This window comes from uncultured Sunxiuqinia sp., assembly GCF_947495665.1.
GTDB lineage: Bacteria > Bacteroidota > Bacteroidia > Bacteroidales > Prolixibacteraceae > Sunxiuqinia > Sunxiuqinia rutila.
Genome location: NZ_CANLZV010000003.1, coordinates 214,786 through 241,720 on the forward strand (window position 1 = coordinate 214,786; position 26,935 = coordinate 241,720).

The following is a 26,935-nucleotide window of genomic DNA, read 5'->3' on the forward strand; positions in this document are numbered from 1 at the left end:
ATGAAAACAACGTATTGGGTCCTGCTACTGCTTCTCTTAGTGCTTCTTGGGGAGCGAAAGTCCCACGCCCAGCTATTGAATGTCAAGCCCTGGCACGGATACTATCCGGAAATGAACGGTACTTACCCTCTGAGCTTTGTTGCTTTTAAAGGCTGGTTAATCCCTACACCTCATTTTTTTGTCCGGAGCTGGCCGACACACTACTATGTGGAGCTTGGTGCTTTGCCCGTTTCTGATGCCGGCGGCTATGCCGATATGCTTCGAATCAATTTTTTGAAACTGGTTTCCCGCCTGATTGAAAAGGGGCAGATGAAAGGCCGGTATCAGGAAACTGCCCGGATTAAAGATTATACGCAGGAACAAAAGGAGATCGAAAAGCTTCTTTTTGATACCCGCTCAGACCAATTGCCGGATGTGTATGACCTTGCTGGTGCTTTTATCCGCCTGTATCAAAGTATTAACCGGCTGGACAAGCTGGAAGACTGCCATTGGATGAAACAACTACTGGAAAAGGATGCAGATGGCCTGCTGGTCCGCTTCATCTCGGTCAACCTGCTGCAAACGGATCACGGTCAAAAACTGGAAGCCTTTTCTAAAATCCGCCGTGAACTTAGCCGCCAGACCGGTGATGCGGACTATGCCTACCGAAAGGTGCATTATTACCAGGCTTATGCACAGTCTGGTCAGAGATCCTTTGCCTTTATGATTCAATAGATAACTGTTAAAAATGAAGATAATGCTATTACAGGTAATAAGCACCAATGACTTCTTCTCTTTTACAGAGGTGCTGATCCGGGGAGGGCTGGACAATGCCCGGCTGCTGGTCAATATGGCGCGCGCCATTGGTGGTATTGCGGCCTTTTTTTACATCTCCAAACGGATCTATGAGCAGCTGATTGCCGACAATCCCATTTCAATCCTGCCTTTGCTCAGGCCTTTTGCCCTGGTGCTGGTGATTAGCTTCTGGGGACCGTTTGTTCAGCTGCTGATGGTACCTACCAATGGATTAACCAGATTGTCGGAGGCCATCTATGCCGATAAAAAACACCTGGTAGCCGAGCGTCTGGAACAAAAGCAGGAGGCCATTCTGTATGCTGACCTGCCAGCCTTTCAGGAGAATGAAGAGAAGGAAGCGATGCTCTGGGACAAGGGCATCAACATGCTTCTGACCACTTATAACATCATTTCAGGGAGGGCACTGCGGCACCAGATTAACTTTTACCTGATGGACGGAATCCGTCAACTGCTGGAGGCCTTGTTTGAGGTGCTGATCTACCTGGTTGCTTTTCTTCGGACCATCTTTTGCGTGCTTTTGGTGGTCTTTGGTCCCCTGGTTTTTGCCATCTCCATCTTTGATGGATTCCAGGAAAACTACCTGAGCTGGATTGCCCGCTTTATCAATGTGAACCTTTACCTGCCCATTGCCTTGATCATCCTGTCGCTGGTGCAGGAGGTGCTGATCTTTGTGCTGGAAGCTGAAATTGCTCAGATCCAAAGCTCCCTGATCTATACGCCGTCGCTGTATTATGTCTCCAACCTGGTAGTGCCGGTCTGTGGCATTGTCGGGCTGATGATGGTTCCCAAAATTGCCTCCTGGATCATCAGCGCTTCCGGAACCAATACCGGCGGCGGCCGACTGATACGCACCGCAGCAGTGATGGCCATCACCAAAGGAGCCCTGAAATAACAGGCAGTAACTTAAAAAGTCAATATTAAATACCATTTGTCCATGAAAAAGATTTTTGATATCCAACGCAAGTTTCGGTTTACCGTCTATGTCCTGCTGGCAGTCAGCCTGGTGTTAACGGGTTTTAGCTCCTTTGTTTTTGTCCGCTCGCTCAAGCTGGTGGAACATTCCCGGGAGAAGATCTACGTGCTGGATAACGGGAAATCGCTGCTGCTGGCGCTTCGGGAAGATATCTCTGAGAACCGTCCGGCTGAGGCCCGCGATCATGTGAAGCGCTTCCATGAACTATTTTTCACCATGGAGCCCGACAAGCAGTACATCGAGAACAACACGCGGGAAGCTCTCCACCTGGCGGATGGTTCGGCCATGAAGCAACACCGTTCCTACAAGGAAAACAATGTCTATAACCAGGTTATTGCCTCAAACATCAGCATGACCCTGCAGACGGACTCGGTGCAGATCGATTTTTCGGCTTATCCCTATCGGTTTCGGTATTTCGGGAAGCAACGGATCGTCCGGAAGTCAACCATCACCCTGCGTAAGCTGCTAACCACCGGGCAGCTTCGTAACACCTCCCGCACAGACCATAACCCACACGGTTTTCTAATTGAGAACTGGCTGATTACCGATAATCGGGATCTGGAAACCCACAAGCGCAAATCTTTTTAACCCTTAAAACCCGGAACAAGTGACTCGATTTTATTCATCAACTAAAAGGCAAAAGCCGGAAACGCCAAGCTTTCAGGACGTGAGCCGTTTTACGCGAATCATCAACCAGCTGGACAGCCAGGACCGGAAGCTCGATCCCCAAAAGCGAAGAAGCAAATGGATGCTTGTTCTTTCCATTCTGTTCCTGCTTTTCCTGGCCTCTTTCCTGATTCCCTTCCCGAACTTTTCCCATGAGAAGATTGGAACTAAAGAGCAGTTCTTTCCCAGTGAACCAGAAAACTCCGGGCAAGCAGCCATCCCCGGTTTTGAGCTGCCGGTGGATTCCTTTGAAAACCTTTTAAAACAACATATCCATGAGAGCATACCTGAAACGAAATAAACCCTTATTGTTCCTGCCCCTGGTGATGGTTCCCTTTCTTGTGCTGATTTTTTACATTCTTGGCGGAGGGGAAAACCCCAAGGGAAAAGACCAGAGTCAGACACGGCAAGACAGCCTTCAAGGGGCCAATTATGACCTTCCTGATGCCGACTACAGCCTGGAGATCCTGGATAAAACAGCGGTAAGTCAACAGACCGGTGAAATCATCCTAAGCCAGGATTACGGTCTGTTTGAAGATTCCTTTGAAGAAGAAAACGACTTGTCAGATCGCAGTACCACAGAGGAAGCGTCGGGAAAGGGGAATGAGTCAGCAGTCGTGGCAGAGCAGGGAGCACGTTCCACTGATCCTGATAACTTGTTACGCCACATCCAGCGTCGGGAGCGAGAAATACGCCGTGAGCTGGAAGCCGGTCAACCCAAACAATCAAACCCCAAAGTCAGGGTGTCAGAGGAAAAACGCCCGGTAAAGTCGGTTGAAAAGGAGAATGTTGTAAATAAGGCTAAGCCAGCAGATCAAGCCTTTCCAGCAAGCGGAATCGAAGAGTTAGACCGTGTTTTTCGACAGGCCCAGCAATTGGCCCGGCAAAATGACTCCCTGAAAAGCTCCCTGAAGGAAGCCAATGCTTTTCGGGAGAAGCTGGAAGCCGAACGCTCCCGATCGTTTACCCTTGAAAAAGGGCAGCGTTCTGCATTTAAGCCTGCTGAGGCCCCGACCACCTTATTGAAAGCTGAGGTGTACGAAACAAGCACAGTACTGACTGGCAATCGCATTAAACTGCGACTGCTGGAAGAGGCTTCAGTCGGGGGAATCACGATCCCGGCAGGTACCTTTATCTACGGAATTTGTGAAGTTGCCAATGAACGGCTTCGCATCACGGTCCATCAGCTTCCGCATCAGGGAGCGTTTATCCCGGTTGACCTTAGTATTTATGATCTGGATGGACTGGCCGGGCTGTATGTGCCGGACAATGCTGCACGGAAAGTAGCGAAAGAAGTAGGCAGCTCAACCAACACCTCTTCCATGTTTGGGATGACGGGAAACCCCTTAAGCTATGCCGGTGTTCAGGCAGCTGACCGGACCGCACGCTCCCTGCTGCGGATGGTCAGGCTCAGAAAGGTCACCATCAAGAAAAATACCCTGGTTTATTTAATCAATCAACCCAAATAGAAACCCTTATGAAAGCATTAGTTATTCTTATCCTTGGCATCTCGCTGTACTTGGCGGCGAGCGCTCAAACCACGACCAATTTTATTCAGCTATCCGATACCAAGACAAGCCATCTGGTTTTTCCTGAACAGGTGGACTATGTGCAGGCAGGCGATTATTCCCTGGTACAGGCGGAAGTCGTGCCGGAACTTTCTAACCTGGTACGCATGAAAGCGAGCCAGGCCTTTGAGAAGCCGGTGTCTTTGACGGTGGTTTGTGCCGGCCGGATTTATGCGTTCGAGCTTGGCTACGGAAATGAGGCACCTATTATCTACCAGGCCGAGTCTTTTCATGCTGAAGATGCCCAAACTTTTAGTGGCAAGCTGCTACCCGATGGTGTGCTGAGGAACTTGTGTGATCAGGTTTTGGATAAGCACCGGAAGAACTACCGGAACCGAAAGGTTCAAAGGGAGGGGATTCGTCTTCGACTAAACTCCATACACCTGCATGATGATGTTCTGTTTTTGGAGTTGGAAATTCGAAACCGGACTCCCATGGCCTACGATGTGGAGAGTGCTCATTTCTGGATTACCGATAAACGCCAGGTAAAAGCAACCAACGTGCAGGAATACCTGATTACGCCGGATTACATCCGAAATAAGATCAGTCGTATTCCGGGCTACACCACGGTTCGGGAAGTGTTTGTCTTTGAAAAGATGACTATCCCCAACCAGCGCATCCTTCTAGTTGAACTGAACGAGAACGCACTGGGCAATACCGGACGAAAACTCAGTCTTGAGCTTAAAAATAAGGATATTCTTCAGGCGCGTAAACTCTAATCTCTTGTCATCTGAATACTCTAATCTTCTCATTCTTCAACATTCCAATCTTCCAACAATGAATCATGAGCCACACGACCTGGTCAAACTGCACGAGGGATTCCGCTTTTTCAGCTACCTGTTACTGATCTTGTCTTTGTACGTGGGGAGTATCGGTTACTTCACCCGGCAGGGGCTGGTAATCCCGGAGTTTTCTCCTTTGCTGGAAAAGCTGCAAGGCCTGCAATTTCTGTCGGATGTGCAGCTGTCTAAACTGGTATGCCTGGTCTTTCTGGCCATCACCTGCATTGGAACCAAAGCACACAAGGATCGGGAACTGGTAGTACCTGTTGTTGTCCGTCAGGTGGTGTTCGGACTCCTTGTTTACTGGGGAAGTTTACTCTTTTGGGATTGGTACCCGTTGACTTATATGGGACTGAGCTTCGCCGGCTTTGTACTGCTGAATATAGGCTTTGATAACATCTCCAAGCTAATTAATGTGAACCTGATGAAAGATCGCTTTAACATCGAGAACGAGAGCTTTCCACAGGAAGAAACTTTGCGGGAGAACGAATATTCGGTGAACCTGCGCTCCACTTACCTGTATAAAGGCAAAGAACATTCGGGATGGATCAACATTGTGAATCCCTTCCGGGCCACGATGGTGATTGGCACTCCCGGTTCCGGCAAATCCTTCTCGGTTGTTTTGCCCTTTATTCGTCAGCATCTGGCGAAAGGCTTTTCGATGTGTGTGTACGACTTTAAATATGCTGATCTTTCAGAGGTCGCCTATAACCATTTTCTGAAAGCCCAAAAAAGCGGGAGTCTTCCAGGCTCCGCCCGCTTCTATGTCATCAACTTTGAGGATATTCGAAAATCCTTTCGCTGTAATCCCTTGGCTCCGGAGCTCATGGAAAGCCCTGTCGATGCCTTTGAATCCTCCCGCACGGTGCTGTATAACCTGAACCGGGAATGGATCCGTAAACAGGGGGAATTTTTCTCGGAAAGTGCCGTGTCCTTTTTTGCTGCGGTGATTTGGTTTTTGAAAAAATACCGGCAAGGGGAGTTCTGCACCCTGCCGCATGCCATTGAATTGTTGCAATTGGATTACGATGAGCTGTTTGCCGTCCTGGAACAGGAAAACGATGTAGCCAATATCATCAACCCTTTTATCAATGCTCACAAACGCGGGGCTAATGAACAACTGGAAGGGCAGCTGGGAAGTTTGAAAATTGCCATTTCCAAAATCATTAGTCCGGAGATTTACTGGATCTGCTCCGGGAATGACTTTTCGCTGGATATCAATCACCCACTGGCTCCTAAAATCCTGTGCCTGGCCAATAATCCATTGCGTGTGGAAATGTACGGGGCCGTTCTTTCCCTGTTTATCACGAGGATGCTGAAAATCATAAACCGAAAAGGGCAGCACCCTTCATCCCTGATCTTTGATGAGCTGCCAACCCTATACTTTCGGGGGCTGGACACGCTGGTTGCCACGGCCCGGGCCAACCGGATTGCGACCCTGTTGGGCGTTCAGACCATCGACCAGTTGATTCGGGATTACGGGAAAGAGCAGGCCAATGCGATTACCAGCAACATTGGCAACGTGTTTTCGGGGCAGGCAGCCGGTGAAACGGCCCGGTTTATCCAAAACCGGATGGGCAAGATTTTGCAGGAACGCCAAGCCATCAACATTAACCGGAATACCCAGTCTTCGACCTTTTCAACCCAGCTGGACTACCTGATGCCGGAAGGCAAAATCGCCACCTTGCCCCAAGGCTGGATGGCCGGGCAAGTGGCCGATAATTTTGGAGAGACCGTGTCCCAACGAAATTTCAACGGACTGATTCGGGTAGATGTCAATGCCTGGCAGCGTGAAGCGGCCCGTTATGTGCCCATTCCTGATTGTTACAGCTTTGATAACATCCCGGAGGTACTGGAACGAAACCGGATTCGGATTCAGAACGATATCCGCTTGATGGTTAATCAGAAGCAGATGGGGCCTAAAAAGGCTCAAGTATAAACACACGAAAAAAAGACTTCCTATGATTGAACATGCAAGCTACCTTACATGCCGGCCCTCTCAATTGCTTAACCTGGGGAACTTTTTACTGGTATTGATTCCGGTACCGGCGCTTTTATTGTTGAATGATCTTATTGATAGGCATCTGCTGGTAAGGTTTATCCCGGAAAATATGGAAGATCCGATGCTTTGGATGCTGGTTTTTTGGGGAATCGTCACTGGCGCAAACTTAGTCTATCACATGCTCCGGATACAGAGTATCCGTTATGAAATTACAGCCGAAGAACTGCAGTTTCACTCGGGTATTCTGAGCCGGAAACACGAATACATCGAGCTTTACCGGGTAAAGGATTTTCAAGTTCAAAGGCCTTTGATCTACCGGATTTTTGGTCTGGGCAACCTGCTTATTTATACCTCGGATAAAACCACTCCGGTATTAAAAATGGCAGCAATCCGGAATCCGCGAACGATCTACAAAACCCTTCGCGATTTGGTAGAACAGAATCGCAGGGAAAAACATGTTTTCGAAGTTGATTAATAACCCTTTAAAAATTAGAGATTATGGAACAAAACACACGCATGAAGGTGGAAGATATCCCCTTCGACAAACTGGAAAAAGCCGGAATTGACCGCAGTTTTGTGGACCGGATGGAGAAACGCGAACTGAACGATTTTTTGAACGGATTCCGTTCCGAAAAACTTTACACCATCAAGGCCCGGATCAATGACCAGGATTATAAGATTCCGGCTAAGATTCGCCTGAGACAAGATCAGGATGGGAACGTTGATGTGAGAGTCCATCCCATTCAACGGCTTCATATCCCTGATGAATACCTGGGGCACAAGTTCAGCAAGGACGAAAAGGGGGCGTTGCTGAATGACAAGAACCTGGGAAAGACCGTTGAGCTAACCAGTAAAAATGGGCAAAAGGATACCTACTACCTCGGAATTGACAGCAAGACCAATGAGTTGATTGCCTTGAAGACCCGCTATATCCAGATCCCGGATAAAATCAAAGGGGTGAGCCTAACAGCGGATCAAAAGGAAAAGCTTGCCGCAGGGCAGAAGGTGACCATTGCCGGGATGACCGGTAAAAACGACAAAAAGTTTGGAGCAACACTTCAGGTGGATGCTGCCGGCCGGAATATCAGTTTTAAAGATTTTAAAAGTGAAAAGCAGGAGCAAAGTCCGGAGCAAAAGGCTGAGAAAAGCAAAGGAACCCAACAAAAAGTGAGTTAATCGTTAGTCAGTCTCGTTTTCAGGGAAGGGGAAATTCTGAAGTCAGGTTTCCCTTTCTTTTGCCTCGTTCAGCGATGAAACGAAGAAGAAATTCAGAAGGGAAATCTTGATAGAAAGAGGGGAATGCAAGATGTGTTTTTATGGCCATAAAAACCTTTCATCCTGAACCCGACGCTGTCGGGAGACATTCCCCAAAGGCATCATGCATTCCCCTCTCAAAAAGCAAGAAGTTACCAATTGATAATCGATGCGACCCAGATTGATAGATAAAGAGAAACGGACGATTGTCGTTAAACTATTAATGACTCCGGAAGAAAAGCTTCGGCTTGATTCCTGGGTTAAACGGGGAAAGTATGCTTGCCGAAGTGACTATATGCGGAGCCGAATTTTCAGGACTGTGGACCGAAAACAGATTTCCCTGGATGCTGAGACTACCGAGCAGTTGAAAAGCCTGGACTTTGAGCTAAACAAGATTGGGGTCAACCTGAACCAGCTTTCTAAGCGCATGAATTCTTTCTCTGGTTACAGAATGAGTGATCAGGACAGGCATTTGTTAAGGCAGGCTTTTGATCAAATGCGCGATTGTCTACTTATCCTGCAAAAGCATTTGCGGTAATTTCAAAAAGGGAAGGAGTAAGTATGGTTATTAAGATCCACCAGGCCTGCAGTACTAAAAACGCTTTGTTCTACAACGAGCGGAAGGTCGAAAGGCAAAAAGCGTGTTTTTACCACAGTCAGAATTTGCCTGTGGTAAATCCATTTCTGGGAGATAAGAACGATCGGTATAAGATATTTCAGGAGATTGAGGATCGGAATACCCGTGTTAAGAAGCCGGGGCTACATATATCAGTGAATCCGACAGTCAGCGATTTGGTTCTTCTGGGCGATGCCGGTATCAGAAATGAGATTGGCAAGCTAATGGAACATCTGGGCTACGGGAACCAGCCCTACCTAGTTTATAAGCATGCCGATTTGGAGCGCGTGCATTTTCATATTGTCTCCACGCGTATTGATTGTGATACCGGCAAGAAGATCAAAGACAGCTACGAGAAGGAAAAGACACAGCGATTTATTAAGTCACTGGAGCAGAAATATGGGCTTAGCAAAGATGATCAACCAGAGAAACTCAACTATCGCTTTTCCAGTTCGAGCAGAAATCTGAAGCAAAACCTGGAGAGTTTGTTTTCTCAGCTCAACCGGATGGAGTTTATCACTTCCAAAGAACTGTATGAACAGGCGCTTGAGTTGTTCCAGGTGGAGATCAGAAGAGCGGGTAGGGGGCACCTGGTTTTTGTCACCGATGAGAATGGAAATCCCATCCGGTATCCGGTTCGGATGAGTGATTTTGAGGAAAGGCCGAGGTTTTTTAGTGGTCAAACATACAGGCATGCTCCAGTGGAAAACCGGTATCGTGAACCCCGGCTCCCGGATCATTTTAAACGTGAGTTGTTGAAAGCCTTGGTTTACCAGCTGGAGGAGTCTTCGACAAGGCGAGACCAAGCAGGGCGCAAGCGAAAGAATAAGATTGGAAGAAAGAAAGGAAAACGGCATTAGAACGCTAGTCAGACGATTTAGCCCTCAGCAGATTCTATATTTTAAAGCATATAATGATCAATTTTATTGTTGTGTTATATTTCTTTGCATATAATTGACTACCTTTGTTTGAGATTATATCTAAATACATGTAATGAAACAACTTGCAGACTTTGTTAAAGAAAGGCGAAAGGAAGTGAATCTGACTCAGGAAGAGTTTGCCGAACGTGCAGGAGTTGCCCTGACTGTGATTCGAAAAATAGAGCAGGGGAAAACAAACTTGAATATGGATAAGGTTAACCTGGTACTCAGCATGTTTGGACATGAACTGGCTCCGGTTAACAGCAAAGAACTGAAAGCATGAGGTGTGGAAAGGTCTATTATAGAGAGTATCTGGCAGGAATGATAACCGAGACAGATGATGGTGACTATGTATTCCAATACGAAACGGAATATGTGAAAACCCACCCGGATTTATTCATCACCTTTACGATGCCGGTAAGAGAGGAGGCATACAGTGAGAACCGACTTTTCCCGTTTTTTGAGGGGCTTATTCCGGAAGGATGGTTACTTGAAATAGCGTCAGAAAGCTGGCGAATCAATAAAAATGATCGCATGGGGCTGCTATTGGCGTGTTGTCAAAATTGCATCGGAGCCGTAAGTGTTGTACCCGTAACAGAAGAATATGAAGCCTAGATGTTTGTATTGTTATCAGCCGCTTGAAGGGGAGCAGGATTTTCATCGTAAATGTTCGATGGACTTTTTTAGAACTCCAACACCCCCGGTCATTGACTATTCACTTAACCAGATGAGTGAGTTGGCCAAGTCAGTAGTGGAACGAAGTATTGCAGTGCCCGGAGTTCAACCCAAATTATCGATGTCATTGGTTAATGCCGTGAAAGGCAAAACAGATAGCCGCTTAACGGTTGTTGGGGCCCTGGGAGGACAATATATTTTTAAGCCGCCATCCGATCGTTTTCCGGAGATGCCGGAAAATGAGCATGTAACCATGCGGATAGCCGAAGCATTTGGAATCAGAGTGGTTCCATCTTCCTTGGTTCGTCTGGCCTCCGGCGAATTATCCTACATCACCAAACGAATTGATCGCAGCGATTCTGGCGAAAAAATACATATGTTGGATATGTTTCAAATCACGGAAGCTTTCGACAAGTACAAAGGTTCTTTGGAGCGGGTAGGCAAAGCCTTGAATCGTTATTCAGCGAATACCTTACTTGATAAAATCTTTTTCTTTGAGCTGGCCCTGTTCTCTTTTCTCACCGGAAATAACGATATGCACCTGAAGAATTTTTCGATGCTGAAACAGCCTTTTGGCTGGGGACTGGCTCCAGCTTATGATCTGCTGAATGTGGCTATCGTGCTTCCAGAGGATGAAGAAGAATCGGCCTTGACATTAAGTGGTAAAAAGAAGAAATTGAATCGTGAGCACTTTGAACTCCTGGGCGAGGGGATGGGACTGACCGACCGGCAAATAAAGGGAAGCTTTAAGCGAATGGTTAAAAACCACACCAAAGCCCTAACATGGATAAGCGAATCCTTTCTTTCGGAGGAGATGAAACAAAGCTACAGGGAAGTGCTGCAAGCCAAATACCAACAATTGGGGCTGATTGCCACGCGATGAAGCAATGGATGCCAAAGACGAAATTGCATTTAACTGAACCGTGAAAGATTCAGTAAAGAAATAGCTTAAAGTGATCGTTAAGCATTCACAGCGACAATATGGTTACCTTCCTGATTTGCAAAAACTGGCAACCGATACGGTATTGCAACAAGCCGAGGCCTTGGCTGAGTTTTGGAATAATTGATAATGTGAAAAATAAAGTGTCAAAGAAATCCCTTATTCATGTTGGTTAATTTTAAAGCTTTGTATAAAGATGAATGAATAAGATATATCAAATGGAGACTTCATCAAGTAGATTATCAGAATAAGAACTCCATGATTATCTGCAGCAGATTCAGAAGCGAGGCTTTCAAATATTTTTCTAGGAGAATATATATTGGGAATAAAAGTTGGTTATTTATTTTTTGTTACTTTGCGCAAATCCTTGCGCAATTTAATCTTTACGATGTCCCTAAAAATTGGAAATATAGTTGATAGAGAGCTGATCGTACGATTTATCAATGGTGATATGAAGGCTTTTGATAATATTTATTCCATATTCGATTATAAGCTTCAAAAATTTATATTTTCATTGGTTAAAACAAAAGCGGACACGGAAGATCTTGTTCATGAGGTATTTGTTAAAGTATGGGAGAACAAGCAGAAGTTAAGGAACCCGGAATCTTTTGATTCCTACCTTTTCTCAATAGCGTACAATACTACAGTCAGCTTTTTGAGGAGTAAAGCAAAGAATACGGAGTATATTGAGTATGTTAAGTCGGTTCAGATAGATATTGATGAAGCCGAAGTTTTAGATGGGGTGAATATAGAGGCATTTAATGAAAAACTCAACCTACTGGTAGAGAACTTGCCACCACGTCAGCGTGAAGTTTTTAAAATGAAACATTTTAAAAACTATTCTTACAAAGAAATAGCTGAGACCCTAGGTATTTCAGTGAATACCGTTGAAAATCACATTGTGAAAGCCCACAAATACCTTAAAGAGAACTTAGGGGAAGCCTATTTGTCACTACTTCTCTTCCTATATCTTTTTTTATAAAAAAAATCACGATTGGACTAGTGGTTTTTTAATTTGCTGCGTCTAACCCTTAGTAAGAGTGAAAATTCTTATCGAAAGCCTGTATCTATTTATTCTTTTTTTCTAGGCGAGAATGAATTGGTCAGCTAAATCAAAATAGAAATGGACAAAAGACTTCTTCATAAATTTGTATCTGATCAATGTACCTCAAAAGAAATTGATAAATTTTTTGCGAGTCTCGGTAAACCTTATAAAATAGCTTTAAAGAATAAATCATTATTTGAAAACTACTGGAATGATATTATTGAGAATTCGAATACAGAAGCTGCGCGAAGGCGGTTAGATCGAATTCATCATATCATAAATTTAAACCATTCGAATTTGAAAAGAGATACTACAATGGGCTATTTGATTTCGGAAAAACTAAGGGCTTCTCAATTTTTATCAAGAGTAGCCGTATTCCTTTTAATGCCAATTTTGACTTTACTAATCTATACGTATTTTATTCAACCCGAAATTTTACTCCCTGCTGAGCATGTTTTCCAGATAAGAGATTGAAGCACCTTCCGGCTCCAGAACTAATTCTTTAAATAAAAACTAATAAATATTTTGCTTTATGGTGTTGATATGTTGTGAGTTAAGTTGGGTGGATTTGAAGTTGTTTTAAGTGATTGAATTACTGTTTTTTAAATAAGAACTGTTATCATGATAAGGAAGACTTTTTGTGTTATTACTATTATTATAGTGACCTTGTTCGGAAATTTAAATGCTCAAACTACAATTTCTGAAGAGCTAATTGAGTTTAAAACTTATCCCTTTTCCGATCCTAATCCGGTGCCGGAAATAAACCGTATGTATCCGTATTTCTATTTTCATGGTTACACGAACCATGCCGTTCAGCAAAAATGGAAAATGGTTGTATTGGAAAACGAATACATAAAAGTGTTTGTTTGTCCTGAGATTGGAGGAAAGATATGGGGAGCCATAGAAAAATCGACTGGCAAAGAATTTCTCTACTACAATGATGTCGTTAAGTTCAGAGATGTCGCCATGCGGGGAGCTTGGACATCTGGTGGACTGGAATATAATTTCGGAGATATCGGGCATATTCCAACCTGCGCTACTCCCGTTGATTATGCTACGATGGAAAATGAAGACGGAAGCGTTTCGTGTGTGGTCGGGGCAATCGATTTACCATCGGGAACCAAATGGAACGTAGAAATTAAAGTTTCGCCGGGAAAAGCTTTCTTCGAAACAAAGGCAAGCTGGTTTAATAACACCGAACTGCCTTGCACCTATTACCATTGGATGAATGCAGCCGCCAAAGCCGGGGATGATTTGGAATTTATTTACCCTGGTAAAAACTGGATTGGACATGGCGAAGAAACCGGCAATTGGCCAACCGATAATAATCGTGAAATAAATTGGTATAAAAACAACAATTTTGGAAGCTATAAATCATACCATGTAATGAACTCTTACTCCGAATTCTTCGGGGGATATTGGCATAACGAAGATTTTGGCTTTGGACATTACGGTAATTTTGATGAAAAACCAGGGAAAAAACTCTGGATTTGGGGACTTGCACCTGAAGGGATGATTTGGGAAGATTTAATGACCGACACCGATGGACAATACATCGAATATCAGGCGGGGAAGTTATTTAATCAAGCTGCCAATAGTAGTACTTTAACACCATTTAAACATAAAGAATTTGTACCTCACGATGCCGATATTATGAACGAAATCTGGTTTCCCCTGAAAGGAACCAAAGGAATGAAAGCTGTTTCAGAATATGGAGTGCTGAACATACTGAAAAATGAAAGAAAGCAGAAAGTTGTTTTAAGTGCTTTGCAGCCATTAAACGACCAACTTTATATGTATAAAAATGGCGATCTTCTTTCTTCTGCAAGAATTGAATTAAAACCGTTGGAATTATTTGAAACTTCAATAAATGTTAACCCAAGTGATGAAATAAAAATTGTTTTGGGAGATAATAAACTTAGCTATTCATCCAACAAAAATGAAACACTGGTTGATCGTCCAATATATCCCAATAACAATTTTAACTGGGATTCAGCATACGGCCAATTTATCAAGGGATTAGAGTTGGAAAAGCAACGCGAGTATACCCGGGCAAAAACGCACTATGAAAAAGCATTGAAAGAAGATCCCGGTTTTTTGCCGGCCATCAATCGTCTCGCTCTTTCTTATTACCGACAGATGGATTACAAAAAAGCTCTGGCGTTAATTTATAAAGCGCTGTCGATTGATACCTACGATGGAGAGGCGAATTATTTGCTTGGATTAATTTGCAGGGAGGGTGGTAACATTACACTGGCCAAAAGCGGTTTTTCAATTGCTATGGGTAAAGTTGCTTTTCGCTCTGCAGCAGCTACTGAGCTAGCTAATTTATTTCTGAATGAAGAAAACAGGTCGAAGGCAGAACAATATGCCAATAAGGCTCTGGCTTATAATGCCTATAATTTGGATGCACTAAAAATACTGGCACTTTCTAAGCGGAAATCCGGGGATAAGGAAAGAGCAAAGGAAGTTTTAAAAACAATAGCAGAATTGGATGGAACCAACCATTTTCAGAAATTTGAGACCTTTCTTCTTTCTGAAAACCTGGAAGACCAAAAGCTTTTTGTGTCAGGGATCAGCAATGAGCTACCCCATGAATCCTATCTGGATCTGGCAATTTCTTATTACGAGAAAGGGTGTAAACAGGAAGCAATAAAAGTATTGGAACTCGCTCCTGAAAATCCGGTTGTGAACCTGTGGTTAGCACATTTGAAAGGCACTGGTAGGGAAAATTACCTAGATAAAGTGGTATCGCAGTCAGCTCAATTTGTATTTCCGCATCGTGCCCAAACGGCAAAATTAATTGAATCGTTTTTAAACACACACAGTCACTGGAAGCTCAACTATTATCTTGGGCTTGTTTATTGGAACAAAGGACTGCTTGAAAAAGCCGTCCAGCAATTTGAGCTATGTGAGAACAACCCTGATTTTGCGGCCTTTTATCTGGCAAAAGTGAAGTTGTTGGAGTCGATAGAAGAAAAGCTGCAATGTGCAAAAATGGCCTTGGAGCTTGAACCCGAAAGTTGGAGGGCAGCTCTGGAGGTAGCTAATTTTTATTTAAAGGATAACAGGGCTTTAGCCGCAAAGAGAATCATCCAGCCATTCTTGCAAACTCATCCCGAACAGTCGGCAATAGGATTGTGTTACGCTCAATGTTTAAGTGGTGAAGAGAAATTTGAGGAGGCCGCTTATTTTCTGGAGAACTATGAGCTTTTACCCTTTGAGGGAGCGACTGTAGGTCGCGATTTGTATAATGAGGTATGCATCCGCTCAGCTGCGCGGGCATTAAATGGCGGAAAATATAATAAAGCCATCAAACTGGCACAAAAAGCAAAAAAATGGCCACTGAATCTTGGAGTGGGCAAACCTTTCGATGTGGATGAAAGAATTGAAGATTACATTCTGTTTTTAGCCTACAACGCCAAAGGAGACAAGCAAAAGGCAAAAGCTACTGCATTAAAAATAACAGATTACAACCATCCCGACTTTAAGGAAGAAAATTCTAGCTTATTCCTTCAGTTAATGATGTTGAAACGGACTAACAGGGAAGAAGATGCCCAATTGAAGCTTTCTGGCTTTTTAAGAAAGTATCCTGAAAGTAGATATCTGAAGTGGGTAGAAGCAAAGTTTCGGGGAGCTTCTAATGTTGGAGACATTGAAGAGGCGATTCTGGGCAATTCGGGCACAACGATGGCTTACGACACAAAGTTTAAAGATAAACGCGTTGAATTACTGCTTTACCTACTAATAGAACTTAATCAATAATTAAATCTTTTCTTTTTATAATGTATAAGAAGTAGAACGTGATTTATACATTATGCCTGTATTGCACAAAATAACATTATTACCATGACAGAATCAAACTGGAACAGAAGGAACCTATTAAAATCGTTAGGATTAGCAGCGGTTGGAGCGCCACTGGCTTCAAATGTCTTAGCTGGCGAAAAGCAAAACCATCTTATTCCTATTAATAAAGTAAATGATAAAAAGCTGGATAAACCACTTAAGGTTATTGTTATTGGTGCCGGAAGTAGAGGTTGGGGAGCCTACAGTTCGTATGGCTTAAAGTTTCCGAAGGAATTAAAGGTGGTTGGTGTTGCTGAACCAGTTCCTTATCGCCGCGAGCGTATCTCAAGGGCTTATAACATCCCTAAAGAGAATCAGTTTATTACTTGGGAGCATGTTTTCAATGTGCCCAAATTTGCAGATGCTTTGTTTATCACCACACCAGACGATTTGCATTATGGTCCTGCAATAGCTGGCTTAAAGGCTGGTTATCATCTCTTGCTGGAAAAAGTAATTGCTCAAACATGGAACGAATGTAATGACATTTTAAAACTGGCAGAACAGAAAAATTCGATTGTTGCAGTATGTCATGTATTGCGATACACGCCATATTTTAAGAAGCTTAAGGAGATTCTGGATGACGAGGAAATTGGCGAAGTGGTAAGTATACAACATCTTGAACCTGTAGAACGAATTCACATGTCGCACTCTTTTGTTCGGGGGAATTGGGGAAATACAAAAAAATCGAATCCGATGATTCTTTCAAAATCATGCCATGACACAGATATTTTGCGTTGGTTGGTGAATAAACCTAGTAAAAAGGTTTCTTCTTTTGGCTCGCTGACTTTGTTCCGAGAGGAAATGGCACCCAACGGTTCTACCGATCGCTGTACAAACAATTGTGCTGTTGAAAGAGATTGTCCTTATTCTGCCATAAAATTGTACAAGGGAAAAAGGGTATGGTTACAGCACCTGAATCTGGAGGAAGTAAACGAACATACGATATTACGCGAATTAAAAAACGGACCTTACGGACGTTGTGTCTATCGTTGCGACAATGATGTGGTTGATCATCAAATAACCAATTTTGAATTTGAAAATGGGGTTACTGTTGCATTTTCGATGGAAGCATTAACTCATTACGGGGGGCGTAAAACCCGTATTTTTGGAACTAAAGGAGATGTTATTGGTGATGAAAAAAACATAATTGTTACCAATGCTGAGACAGGTAAACAACAAACATGGGATGCCAGTAAAGCTCAAAAATTTGAATCAGGCCACGGTGGTGGCGATCACGGTTTAGTTTACGATTTTGTGCGTGCTGTAAGTTTCGAAGATCCTACTTTGCTTACATCAACCATTCAGGCATCAATGGAAAGTCATTTAATGGGATTCCAGGCTGAGGCATCGCGTTTGGAAGGTGGAGCTCTAAAATATATTAAAATGTAGTTTAAGAATACACACAAAACTTAGTTATGATACAAAAAACTCTTCTTGGCTTATTTCTCGTTTTTATCTTTTTTTCATGTTCCAAACAGTTGGGGCAAAAATCGTTGACTTGTTCAGGAAACAATCTTATTTTTTACGAATTAGCCGATGTTTGGGACGAAGCCATGCCTCTTGGAAATGGAATGGTTGGCAACCTGGTTTGGCAAAAAGATGGCAAACTACGCTTCTCGCTAGATCGGGCCGATCTTTGGGATTTACGCCCGATGCAAAACATTGACTTTAATAAATGGAAATTCCAAAACGTTTATGAGCATTGGAAAGCCGGTAAATACAACGAAGTACAAAAGGTATTCGATGTACCCTACGATAAATTGCCGGCACCATCTAAAATACCTGCAGGGGCCTTGGAGTTCGACATTGAAGAACTAGGAAAAATAAAGCAGGTAAGTCTCGATCTTAAATCGGCAACTTGTGTTGTAGAATGGTTGAATGGGGCAAAACTTACCACCTTTGTACACGCCGAAAAACCAGTTGGTTGGTATAGATTTGAAAACCTGCCTGAGCAAATAAATATAGAATTAATATCACCGGCTTATAATCGTGAGAATAAAGAAGGTTATACCAGTCAGTCGCGTAACGACCTGAACCAATTAGGGTATGAGCAGGGTGAAATAATAAAAGGAGAAAATTCACTTACATACGATCAAAAAGGATGGGGAGAATTTGCATACCAAATTCATACTTCGTGGGAAGCAACAGAAAAAGAACTAACCGGTTGTTGGTCGGTTTCTTCAGAAAATGAAGGATGGGAGAAGACTCCTTTGGCAAGCGAAGTAGTTTCGACCGAATTTCAGCGCGGTATGGATAACTCTTTATCTACGCATTTAAACTGGTGGGAAAATTACTGGTCGAAGTCGAGTGTATGTATTCCTGATTCATTGTTGCAAAAACAATATTACCTTGAAATGTATAAGTTTGGTGCAGCAGCCCGTGTGGATGCGCCACCCATTTCCTTACAGGCTGTATGGACTGCAGATCATGGTAAACTTCCACCATGGAAAGGCGATTTTCACCACGACTTAAATACGCAATTGAGTTACTGGCCTGCTTATGCCGGAAACTACCTGAATTTGGAAGAGGGCTTTTTGAACTGGTTATGGAAATATCGTCCTGCATTTAAAAAATATACCAAAGATTATTTTGGAGTAGAGGGAATGAATGTACCAGGAGTTACCACTCTGGAAGGAGAACCAATGGGAGGCTGGATTCAGTATTCGATGGGACAAAGTGTTGCTTCGTGGCTGGCACACCATTTTTATCTGCACTGGAAATTTTCAATGGATCGGGATTTTCTGAAAGAACGTGCTTATCCCTGGATTAAGGATGTTGCTGTTTTTCTCGGTCAAGTTTCGGTAAAAAGCGAAGATGGCACCCGAAAGCTGAAGATGAGTTCAAGTCCCGAAATATACAATAATTCTGCAGAGGCTTGGTTTGCCGAAACCACCAATTTCGATTTGGCACTTATTCGCTGGACCTATGAAAAAGCAACAGAAATGGCTGAAGAATTGGGTTTGCAGGAAGAAGCAAGTCAGTGGCAAGGAATCCTGAAAGAATGGCCAGAGTTGACCGTTGATAAGGAAAACGGATTAATGTTCGCTCCGGGATTCCCATATGATGAGTCGCACCGTCATTTTTCACATTTAATGGCTTATCATCCGCTTGGATTGTTGGATGTGGCTAATGGTGAAAGCGATAGAACAATCATTGAAAATACCCTAAAAAATCTTGAAAAGCAGGGATCAGGTGCCTGGACTGGGTATTCTTTCAGTTGGCAGGGAAATTTATATGCACGTGCCCTTGATGGTGAAAATGCTGCTAAAGTTCTGCGCATATTTGCCGAATGTTTTTGCCTGAAAAACTCGTTCCATGTAAATGGCGACCAGTGTAAAGCGGGTCATTCAAACTTTACCTATCGGCCGTTTACTCTCGAAGGCAACTTCGCTTTCGCTTCCGGTATTCAGGAGATGTTGATACAAAGTCATACAGGTGTTGTAAAGCTTTTTCCAGCTATTCCCGAAGATTGGAATGATGTAAGCTTTGAGCAACTTCGTACTTATGGCGCTTTTGTTATTTCGGCTAATAAAGCAAACGGTTTGGTTCAGGATGTGAAAATTGTTTCTGAAAAGGGTGGGCTTCTCAGGATGCAGAATCCATTCGCAGGCAAGTTCGAAATGAATAAAAACTATCAATTTGAGGGCGATAATATTGTCATAGAAATGCAAGAAGGAGAAGTCATTAATTTAAAATCAATCAACTTATGAAACTAAGAATACCGATCTGGACTATCTGGACAACTACGCTGATTTTGTTATTCACTGCATGTCAGCCTGAAACAAACTCTTTGTATTCAGTGGCCGATAGGCCTTGGGAAGAGTCACTTGGCAATCATCGTGCTGTAGTTAAGATAAACCAAGCTGCGGATGCCGTAGCTATGGATATTGTTTGGCGTCGACACGATCGAAATCCTGATGAAAAGCAATTTATAATTATCCACGAAAGTGGCGAAAAAGTTGAAAATATTAAACGTATTCATGTGGATAATGAGCGTTGCAAGTTGGTTTTTGGGCCAGTAGTAAAAACGGGCACGTATTACTTTTATTACCTGCCTTATATTGTTCAAGAAGAATATGGATTCTACAATAAAGGCTATTTAGAACCAGAAAAGAACTGGTCGGATAAATTTGATTTTTCTGCGCTTCCAAAAGCGGAATTTGAAGAATTCCAGTCAAGAACTGAATTCGATAGTTTTTATCCTATGGAAGTAATTGCAGTTCAATCCGAAAAAGATTCGTTGCTAAAAGTTTATGGTAATGATTTTCTGGTTTTCCCTGAAGATCGCTTATTTCCCATTCGAATGTTGGATGAAATTCCGCAGCGGTGGATTAAAAAAGGCCCATCCAATAATTTTAAAGGAGAAGCACAAAGAAATGAGTACTACACTTTTCAGTTGGGTGTTTTTGCAGCACAAAAGGACTTAGCTGATCTAAAAGTTGAGTTTACATCATTAAAAAATGGAGATACTGAACTTCCGATTTCGAAGCTGACTTGTTTTAATACAGGGGGAGTGGGACCTTACGGCAAGCCTTTTGTAAAACGATTGGATTTAAAGCAGGGAAATGTTCAGCCGCTTTGGATCGGAGTGGATATTCCTGAAAATATAAAAAGTGGAAACTACAGAGGAACAGTAAATGTTATTGCTGAAAATGCCGAGCCACAAAGCATAAATATCAGTATTAAAATTACCGATGAAATTATAGGCGATCGCGGCGATAGCGAGGCATGGAGGCATTCTCGCCTTCGCTGGTTAAACTCAACACTTGGTATCGATGACCAACCCACTAAAGGTTACAACCCAATTTCAGTTTTGAGTGACAGAACCTATGGTTTTACAGGGAAAACAATGCAGGTGTCGGAAAGCGGATTTCCAGGTAGCTTTAAGGTAAAAGAAACAGAAATTCTGAACCGCCCCATTTCTTTTGTGGTGGAGACTCAAAAAGGCAAGGAGAATTTCACAGCACCTCAAAATGTGCAGTTGGTGAAAAATTCGCAAGGGAAAATGATTGGCTCATGGGAAAGCACCTCCGAGAATATAAAAATAGAAGGGCTTGGAACGATCGAATCTGACGGGTTTATTAACTACAAATTAAAACTGAAAGCCCTGAATACTGTTGATGCAAAAGACATTCGTTTAGAGTTACCATTTAAAAGCCAAGTGGCAAAATACATGATGGGCATGGATTTGCCGGGAACCACAGTGCCACAACAACATAAGGCAAAGTGGAATGGTCCGCACGATAGCTTTTGGATGGGAAACGAAGAGGCCGGAATTTGGTGCGAACTAAGAGGGGGTGAATATCATGGTCCGCTTTTAAACCTTTATAAACCAGATTTCCCTGAATCATGGTATAACGCTAACAAAGGTGGTTTTAAAATAAAAAAAGCAAATGGTGAAGTAAACGTACAGGTTTTCTCCGGCAACCGTAAGCTGCAAAAAGGAGAGGAAATAGAATTTGAATGGTCGTTTCTGATAACACCGGTAAAAGACATTGACTATGAAAGCCAGTTTACCGACCGATATTACCACAATGGAGGCAACCCCATTCCATCGGATGAAGACTTGGCGAGTGGTGTCAAGATTGTTAACCTGCACCATGCCAATAATTACAATCCGCATATTAATTATCCTTTTGTAGCGGTCGATTCCATGAAATGGTTTGTGGATCGGATGCATGAGAAAGGGCAAAAAGTAAAAATCTACTACACCATCCGCGAACTGACCAACTATACTACTGAGTTGTGGGCGCTGCGTAGCTTGGGTGATGAGATTCTGGGTGATGGTCGTGGTGGCGGATACCCTTGGTTGCGCGAACACCTTGTTTATGGCTACCGTCCTCAGTGGTATCAGTGGTTTCCTGATAAAAGTGCCGATGCATCTGTAGTTAACGCCCCGGGCGATTCACGTTGGTACAATTACTACATTGAGGGTTTGAAATGGATGGTTGAAAATATCGACATCGATGGCTTGTATCTCGATGATGTATCATACGACCGTCGCACGGTAAAACGAATTCGTAAAGTATTGGACAATACTAAACCTGGTTGTATGCTAGACTTGCATTCGAATACCGGTTTTTCAAAAGGACCTGCAACACAATACGCTGAATTTTTTCCATACCTGGATAAATTGTGGTTTGGCGAGAGTTTTCATTACGATGAAATGCCACCTGAAAACTGGTTTGTCGAAGTATCTGGAATCCCATTTGGTTTAATGGGCGACATGCTTCACCGCGGAGGAAACCGTTGGTTGGGAATGCTTTATGGAATGACCGTCCGCCATCCATGGATGACTGATGGAATAATTTGCGACCCGCGTCCGATTTGGAAAATCTGGGATGATTTCGGAATAGAAGAAGCAAAAATGACAGGCTTCTGGAATTCCGATGTACCTGTAACAACCAACAATCAAAATGTAAAAGTAACGGTTTATAAAAAAGAAGGAAAAACATTATTGTCCATTGGTAATTTCTCCGATTCTACTCAAAAGGTTGCATTGAAAATAGATTTTAAAGAGCTGGGAATTAATGCGGATAGAGCAACGCTTATTGCGCCTGAAATTGAAGATTTTCAATCGGCTAAAGAATGGAAAAACGGTGAGCAAATTAGTGTTGATGCACGAAAAGGATGGTTGATTTATGTTGAATAATATTTCGAGTAAAACATGTGTGGAATGTAGGTGCCATAAGAGAATCAATAGATAGATTTATATATGCATAAGATATAGGAAATGAAAAATCGAATTCTTACTACGCTACTAACGCTACTTTTTTCAATCCAATTGTGGGCTCAAATAATCGAGCGCGAACGCCCAAAAGAGTGGGGAAACCTGATAGAAGGTGGACGCTTTATAGACCGCTTTCAAGCTATTCCGATAATTGGAGAATTAACGGATGAAACATGGGGGGCTGATGATGTTATACCTCGTTATGTGGATAATGGCATTGAGGAAAAAGAATGGTCGTACTGGGGGGGGAATATTTTGGTTGGCGATGATGATAAATTTCATCTTTTTGTTTGTCGTTGGCCTGAAAATGCAAAAAAAGGACACATGGAATGGCCTCGTTCCGAAGTAGTACATGCCGTTTGTGAGAACAGTTTTGGTCCATTTCAGGTGAAAGAAGTAATTGGAAAAGGGCATAATCCTGAAATATACCGCTTAAAAAATGGTGGCTATGTTTTGTATGTTTACCAAGGCTACTATTATTCTGATAAAATTGATGGACCATGGGAGTACCACCAATTTGAATTTAATGCCCGCAATCGAAAAATCCCCGATGGCTTGTCGAACTTGACTTTTGCACAACGCGAGGATGGTTCGTACATAATGCTGTGTCGCGGTGGAAGTATATGGTTCAGCGAAGATGGACTTTCTGGCTATAATTTGGTGAGCGAGAATAGTATTTACCCACCTTATAAAGGAGAATATGAAGATCCGGTAATGTGGAAAACAAACATTCAATACCATGCTATTGTACACGACTGGAAGGGACGAATTGCCTATTACATGCGCTCGAAAGATGGTATAAACTGGAAATTAGACCCTGGAGAGGCTTATGAAACCGGAATTGCTATTTACGAAGATGGAACCAAAGTAGATTGGTATAAATACGAACGTATAAAAATGTTGCAGGATAAATACGGACGTGCCGTTCAGGCTAATTTTGCAGTAATCGATACCATTAAATGGGACGATTTGGGAGGCGACAATCATAGCTCAAAAAACATTGGAATTCCTTTAACTTATGGCAGGTTGCTTACCATCTTAAATAAAGAACCAATTGATGCAACAACAAAATCAATAAAGGTTAAAGTAGAGGCAGAAAAAGGCTTTAATCCACATAAAGACATCGATTTGATTTCGTTACGATTTGGAGCACCTGAAGAAGTTAATTTTGGGAAAGGATGTAAATTATTGGATTCAGAAAAAGAGGGTAACGATTTGGTATTAACTTTTGAAGGAACAGGAAATGGGATTACGGAAGATAATTTCACCGCCAAATTAATAGGACAAACCACCAAGGGGAAATTGCTTTTTGGTTATGCTCGATTACCGGGAGTAGATTATCTGCAAGCTGCCTTATCGGCTTGTTTGCCCAAAATTAATAGCGGTGAAAATGGAAGTGTTGAAATTGAGGTTCAGAATTTTGGACAGGTTGAATCTGAAAAATCAGGATTAAAAATAGAAGTGAAAACGGAAGGCAACTGGAAACGCTTTGCCTACACCGAAATAGAACCTTTGAAGTCTTTTGAGAAAAGAATAGTAAGGGTCAAAAAGCCAATAGATTATGCTAAAAATGAATGTTTGGATGTTCGGGTGGTTATACTTCAGCCCGGACAAAGAGAGGTAAGCCTTACGGGCCAATTAACAGTTAAATAAAAAACGATACAATGAAAATAACTCTACAGCTATTAACTCTTGGTTTTTTACTACTTGGTGCGTGCAGTTCAGGTGAAAAAAAAGAAAAACAGCTAACGCTTTGGTACGATGAGCCTGCCACGGATTGGATGACCGAAGCTTTACCCATTGGAAATGGTTATATGGGAGCCATGTTTTTTGGTGGAGTTGATAAAGAACAAATACAGTTTACCGAAGGAACTCTTTGGAGTGGAGGGCCAGGTTCAAATCCTGAATATAATTTTGGTACGCGTGAAGAAGCATGGAAGAACCTTGAGAATATTCGGGAGTTGTTGGATGCCGAAAAAATGGACGAAGCCCATAATCTGGCAAGTCGACAGTTAACCGGTGTGATACACGAAAAAGGAGGCGCCATGTTTGGCGATTACGGGGCACAACAAACCATGGGCGACCTTTTTATAAAGGTTGAACATGCAGGCACTCCCAGCAGTTACAAACGTGAACTTGATATTACGAATTCTGAGGCGCGGGTGTATTACGAAATTGCTGGAGAGAAGTATAAAAGGACGTATTTTGGAAGTTACCCGGCAAAAGCAATGGTTTATCGTTTTGAAAGTACTACCCAAACAGATTACTCGATTGAATACAACTCGCCTCACAAAAAAAACAAAGAGTCTTTTTCCAATTCAATATACTCCCATCAGGGAGAAGTTAAAGATAACGGAATGCAATATGAAACCTGTTTGAAAATTGATACCGATGGTGAGGTATTGTTTGAAAAGGGAAGTTTACTTGTTACGGATGCCAAATACCTTATCATTTATCACGTTGCTGCAACCGATTATACTTTAAAATATCCAAACTACAAAGGCTTTGATTTTATTGCCGACAACAAAAGATCCCTGTCAAAACTAGAAGGTAAATCATACGCAGAAATACGGAATGAGCATCAGAAAGACTATCGGAATTTATTTGCTCGGGTAGAATTAGATTTAGGAGAAAGCAATCGTGACTCGGTTCCTACAAACCAACGTTTAATGGAATATGCAGAAGGTTCAACTGACCCGGGATTGGAGCAAACCTACTTTCAATACAGCCGATATATGATGATTGCTGCTTCGCGCCCCGGAACCATGCCATTAAACCTACAAGGGAAATGGAACAACAGCACCAATCCACCCTGGGCATGCGATTACCACATGAATATAAACCAGCAGATGTTGTACTGGTCAGCCGAAATTACCAATTTAGACGAGTGCCACCTTCCGCTATTTGATTATATGGAAAGTTTAGTTGAGCCTGGAAAAGTATCGGCAAAAGAGTTTTTTAATACCCGTGGCTGGATAGTCAACACGATGAATAATCCCTTTGGTTATACTGCACCGGGCTGGGGATTTCCGTGGGGGTTTTTCCCCGGGGGGGCCGCCTGGCTGTGCCAGCACGTTTGGGAACATTACGATTTTACCAGAGATGAGAAGTTTTTAAAAGAAACAGGCTATCCACTGATGAAAGAAGCCGCACTTTTTTGGATAGACTATTTGGTTAAAGACGAAAATGGATATTTAGTATCCTCTCCTTCTTATTCGCCCGAGCATGGAGGAATTTCGCGAGGAGCATCGATGGACCACCAAATGGCATGGGATTTATTAAATAACTGCATTGAAGCCTGTAATGTGTTGGGAATTGATGAAGAGTTTAAAAAAGAAGCCATAACAGTAAGGGATAAAATATGCCCGCCAAGGATAGGGAAATGGGGGCAGTTACAAGAGTGGAAAGAAGATGTTGATGACCCGGAAAATAAGCATCGTCACGTTTCGCATTTGTACGCCCTACACCCTGGGAAACAAATTACAGTAGAAACAACACCTGATTTGGCCGAGGCAGCAAAAGTTAGTCTTAATGCACGTGGCGACGATGGAACAGGTTGGTCGTTGGCATGGAAAGTAAATTTTTGGGCACGTTTGAAAGATGGCGACCGCGCTTATAAATTGTTCAAACGCCTGTTACGCCCGACCGGAGAACAGGAAACTGAAATGATGAGTGGAGGCGGAAGTTATTCCAATCTTTTGTGCGCACATCCGCCATTTCAGCTCGACGGAAATATGGGAGGGTGTGCTGGTTTAGCTGAGCTTTTATTGCAATCCCACACGGGAGTAATTGATTTGTTACCAGCCTTGCCTTCTGCATGGAAAACGGGAAGCGTGAAAGGGTTAAAAGCGCGTGGTGGCTTCATCGTGGCTATTGATTGGCAAAACGGTCAATTGACCCAAGCTACAATAACATCTCTTAATGGCTTGCCTGTGAAATTGAAATATGGAAACAAACTGATTGAGTTTGAGCAAACGGAGAAAGACCAAAGCTATCAATTCGATTCAAACATTCGATTAGTTAGAGATTAAAATGATTTGATCCATAAACATCTTTACAACATATGAGGCTCTCTCAAAACAAGTTTTTTTGGGAGAGCCTTGTTTATTTATGTTGATTTTAT

General features: G+C 42.8%; 23 protein-coding genes. All 23 read left to right on the plus strand.

The genetic code is table 11. The annotated features are described in order from the left end of the window. The 23 genes from Q1A18_RS05990 to Q1A18_RS06095 all read left to right on the plus strand — a co-directional run bounded on the left by Q1A18_RS05990 (nucleotide 1) and on the right by Q1A18_RS06095 (nucleotide 26,843). Complete coding sequence (locus tag Q1A18_RS05990; RefSeq protein ID WP_299578019.1) at nucleotides 1-714, plus strand: hypothetical protein; 714 nt, start codon at nucleotides 1-3, stop codon at nucleotides 712-714. Between the two features lie 22 nt (nucleotides 715-736). Beyond that, nucleotides 737-1,687, plus strand: a complete 951-nt coding sequence (locus tag Q1A18_RS05995; protein ID WP_299578020.1) for a hypothetical protein — start codon at nucleotides 737-739, stop codon at nucleotides 1,685-1,687. A gap of 42 nt (nucleotides 1,688-1,729) precedes the next feature. Next, nucleotides 1,730-2,356 (plus strand): conjugative transposon protein TraK, encoded by a 627-nt coding sequence (gene traK, locus Q1A18_RS06000; protein WP_299578021.1) that lies wholly within the window; start codon nucleotides 1,730-1,732, stop codon nucleotides 2,354-2,356. 19 nt (nucleotides 2,357-2,375) lie between these two features. Continuing rightward, nucleotides 2,376-2,735: a hypothetical protein gene (locus Q1A18_RS06005; RefSeq protein WP_299578022.1), complete on the plus strand. Its 360-nt coding sequence runs from the start codon at nucleotides 2,376-2,378 to the stop codon at nucleotides 2,733-2,735. Beyond that, nucleotides 2,710-3,903: a conjugative transposon protein TraM gene (gene traM / locus Q1A18_RS06010; RefSeq protein ID WP_299578023.1), complete on the plus strand. Its 1,194-nt coding sequence runs from the start codon at nucleotides 2,710-2,712 to the stop codon at nucleotides 3,901-3,903. Before Q1A18_RS06005 ends, traM begins: the two co-directional genes overlap by 26 nt. A gap of 8 nt (nucleotides 3,904-3,911) precedes the next feature. Further along, nucleotides 3,912-4,721, plus strand: coding sequence for a DUF4138 domain-containing protein (locus Q1A18_RS06015; protein WP_299578024.1), 810 nt, complete (start codon nucleotides 3,912-3,914; stop codon nucleotides 4,719-4,721). A gap of 58 nt (nucleotides 4,722-4,779) precedes the next feature. Beyond that, nucleotides 4,780-6,723, plus strand: a complete 1,944-nt coding sequence (locus tag Q1A18_RS06020) for a YWFCY domain-containing protein (RefSeq protein WP_299578025.1) — start codon at nucleotides 4,780-4,782, stop codon at nucleotides 6,721-6,723. A 22-nt stretch (nucleotides 6,724-6,745) separates the two neighbouring features. Beyond that, the gene (locus Q1A18_RS06025; protein WP_299578026.1) at nucleotides 6,746-7,261 is read left to right on the plus strand and encodes a PH domain-containing protein; all 516 of its coding nucleotides are present in this window, start codon (nucleotides 6,746-6,748) and stop codon (nucleotides 7,259-7,261) included. Between the two features lie 23 nt (nucleotides 7,262-7,284). Beyond that, a complete protein-coding gene (locus Q1A18_RS06030; RefSeq protein WP_299578027.1) occupies nucleotides 7,285-7,962 on the plus strand; it encodes a DUF3945 domain-containing protein in 678 nt (225 codons plus the stop codon). Nucleotides 7,963-8,209: 247 nt separating this feature from the next. Further along, nucleotides 8,210-8,578, plus strand: a complete 369-nt coding sequence (mobC, locus tag Q1A18_RS06035; RefSeq protein ID WP_299578028.1) for a plasmid mobilization relaxosome protein MobC — start codon at nucleotides 8,210-8,212, stop codon at nucleotides 8,576-8,578. A gap of 23 nt (nucleotides 8,579-8,601) precedes the next feature. Continuing rightward, nucleotides 8,602-9,516 (plus strand): relaxase/mobilization nuclease domain-containing protein, encoded by a 915-nt coding sequence (locus Q1A18_RS06040; RefSeq protein WP_299578029.1) that lies wholly within the window; start codon nucleotides 8,602-8,604, stop codon nucleotides 9,514-9,516. A gap of 133 nt (nucleotides 9,517-9,649) precedes the next feature. After that, the gene (locus tag Q1A18_RS06045) at nucleotides 9,650-9,859 is read left to right on the plus strand and encodes a helix-turn-helix transcriptional regulator (RefSeq protein WP_299578030.1); all 210 of its coding nucleotides are present in this window, start codon (nucleotides 9,650-9,652) and stop codon (nucleotides 9,857-9,859) included. Further along, entirely contained in the window at nucleotides 9,856-10,191 is a 336-nt protein-coding gene (locus tag Q1A18_RS06050; protein ID WP_299578031.1) for a HipA N-terminal domain-containing protein, read from the plus strand. The genes Q1A18_RS06045 and Q1A18_RS06050 overlap by 4 nt, the downstream gene beginning before the upstream one ends. Before the next feature lie 58 nt (nucleotides 10,192-10,249). Further along, nucleotides 10,250-11,134, plus strand: a complete 885-nt coding sequence (locus tag Q1A18_RS06055; RefSeq protein WP_299578032.1) for a HipA domain-containing protein — start codon at nucleotides 10,250-10,252, stop codon at nucleotides 11,132-11,134. Between the two features lie 70 nt (nucleotides 11,135-11,204). Continuing rightward, complete coding sequence (locus Q1A18_RS19105; RefSeq protein WP_363322883.1) at nucleotides 11,205-11,318, plus strand: hypothetical protein; 114 nt, start codon at nucleotides 11,205-11,207, stop codon at nucleotides 11,316-11,318. Between the two features lie 261 nt (nucleotides 11,319-11,579). After that, complete coding sequence (locus Q1A18_RS06060; RefSeq protein ID WP_299578033.1) at nucleotides 11,580-12,173, plus strand: RNA polymerase sigma-70 factor; 594 nt, start codon at nucleotides 11,580-11,582, stop codon at nucleotides 12,171-12,173. Between the two features lie 141 nt (nucleotides 12,174-12,314). Then, a complete protein-coding gene (locus tag Q1A18_RS06065) occupies nucleotides 12,315-12,710 on the plus strand; it encodes a hypothetical protein (RefSeq protein WP_299578034.1) in 396 nt (131 codons plus the stop codon). 294 nt (nucleotides 12,711-13,004) lie between these two features. Next, the gene (locus tag Q1A18_RS06070) at nucleotides 13,005-16,001 is read left to right on the plus strand and encodes a DUF5107 domain-containing protein (RefSeq protein ID WP_299578139.1); all 2,997 of its coding nucleotides are present in this window, start codon (nucleotides 13,005-13,007) and stop codon (nucleotides 15,999-16,001) included. A gap of 84 nt (nucleotides 16,002-16,085) precedes the next feature. Further along, complete coding sequence (locus tag Q1A18_RS06075) at nucleotides 16,086-17,471, plus strand: Gfo/Idh/MocA family oxidoreductase (protein WP_299578035.1); 1,386 nt, start codon at nucleotides 16,086-16,088, stop codon at nucleotides 17,469-17,471. A gap of 26 nt (nucleotides 17,472-17,497) precedes the next feature. Continuing rightward, nucleotides 17,498-19,792: a glycoside hydrolase family 95-like protein gene (locus tag Q1A18_RS06080; protein WP_299578036.1), complete on the plus strand. Its 2,295-nt coding sequence runs from the start codon at nucleotides 17,498-17,500 to the stop codon at nucleotides 19,790-19,792. Continuing rightward, on the plus strand, nucleotides 19,789-22,734 hold the full coding sequence (locus Q1A18_RS06085) for a glycoside hydrolase domain-containing protein (RefSeq protein WP_299578037.1): 2,946 nt from the start codon (nucleotides 19,789-19,791) through the stop codon (nucleotides 22,732-22,734). The genes Q1A18_RS06080 and Q1A18_RS06085 overlap by 4 nt, the downstream gene beginning before the upstream one ends. 81 nt (nucleotides 22,735-22,815) lie before the next feature. Continuing rightward, on the plus strand, nucleotides 22,816-24,465 hold the full coding sequence (locus tag Q1A18_RS06090; protein WP_299578038.1) for a glycoside hydrolase family protein: 1,650 nt from the start codon (nucleotides 22,816-22,818) through the stop codon (nucleotides 24,463-24,465). An 11-nt stretch (nucleotides 24,466-24,476) separates the two neighbouring features. Beyond that, on the plus strand, nucleotides 24,477-26,843 hold the full coding sequence (locus Q1A18_RS06095; protein WP_299578039.1) for a glycoside hydrolase N-terminal domain-containing protein: 2,367 nt from the start codon (nucleotides 24,477-24,479) through the stop codon (nucleotides 26,841-26,843). The last annotated feature ends 92 nt before the right edge of the window (nucleotides 26,844-26,935 follow it).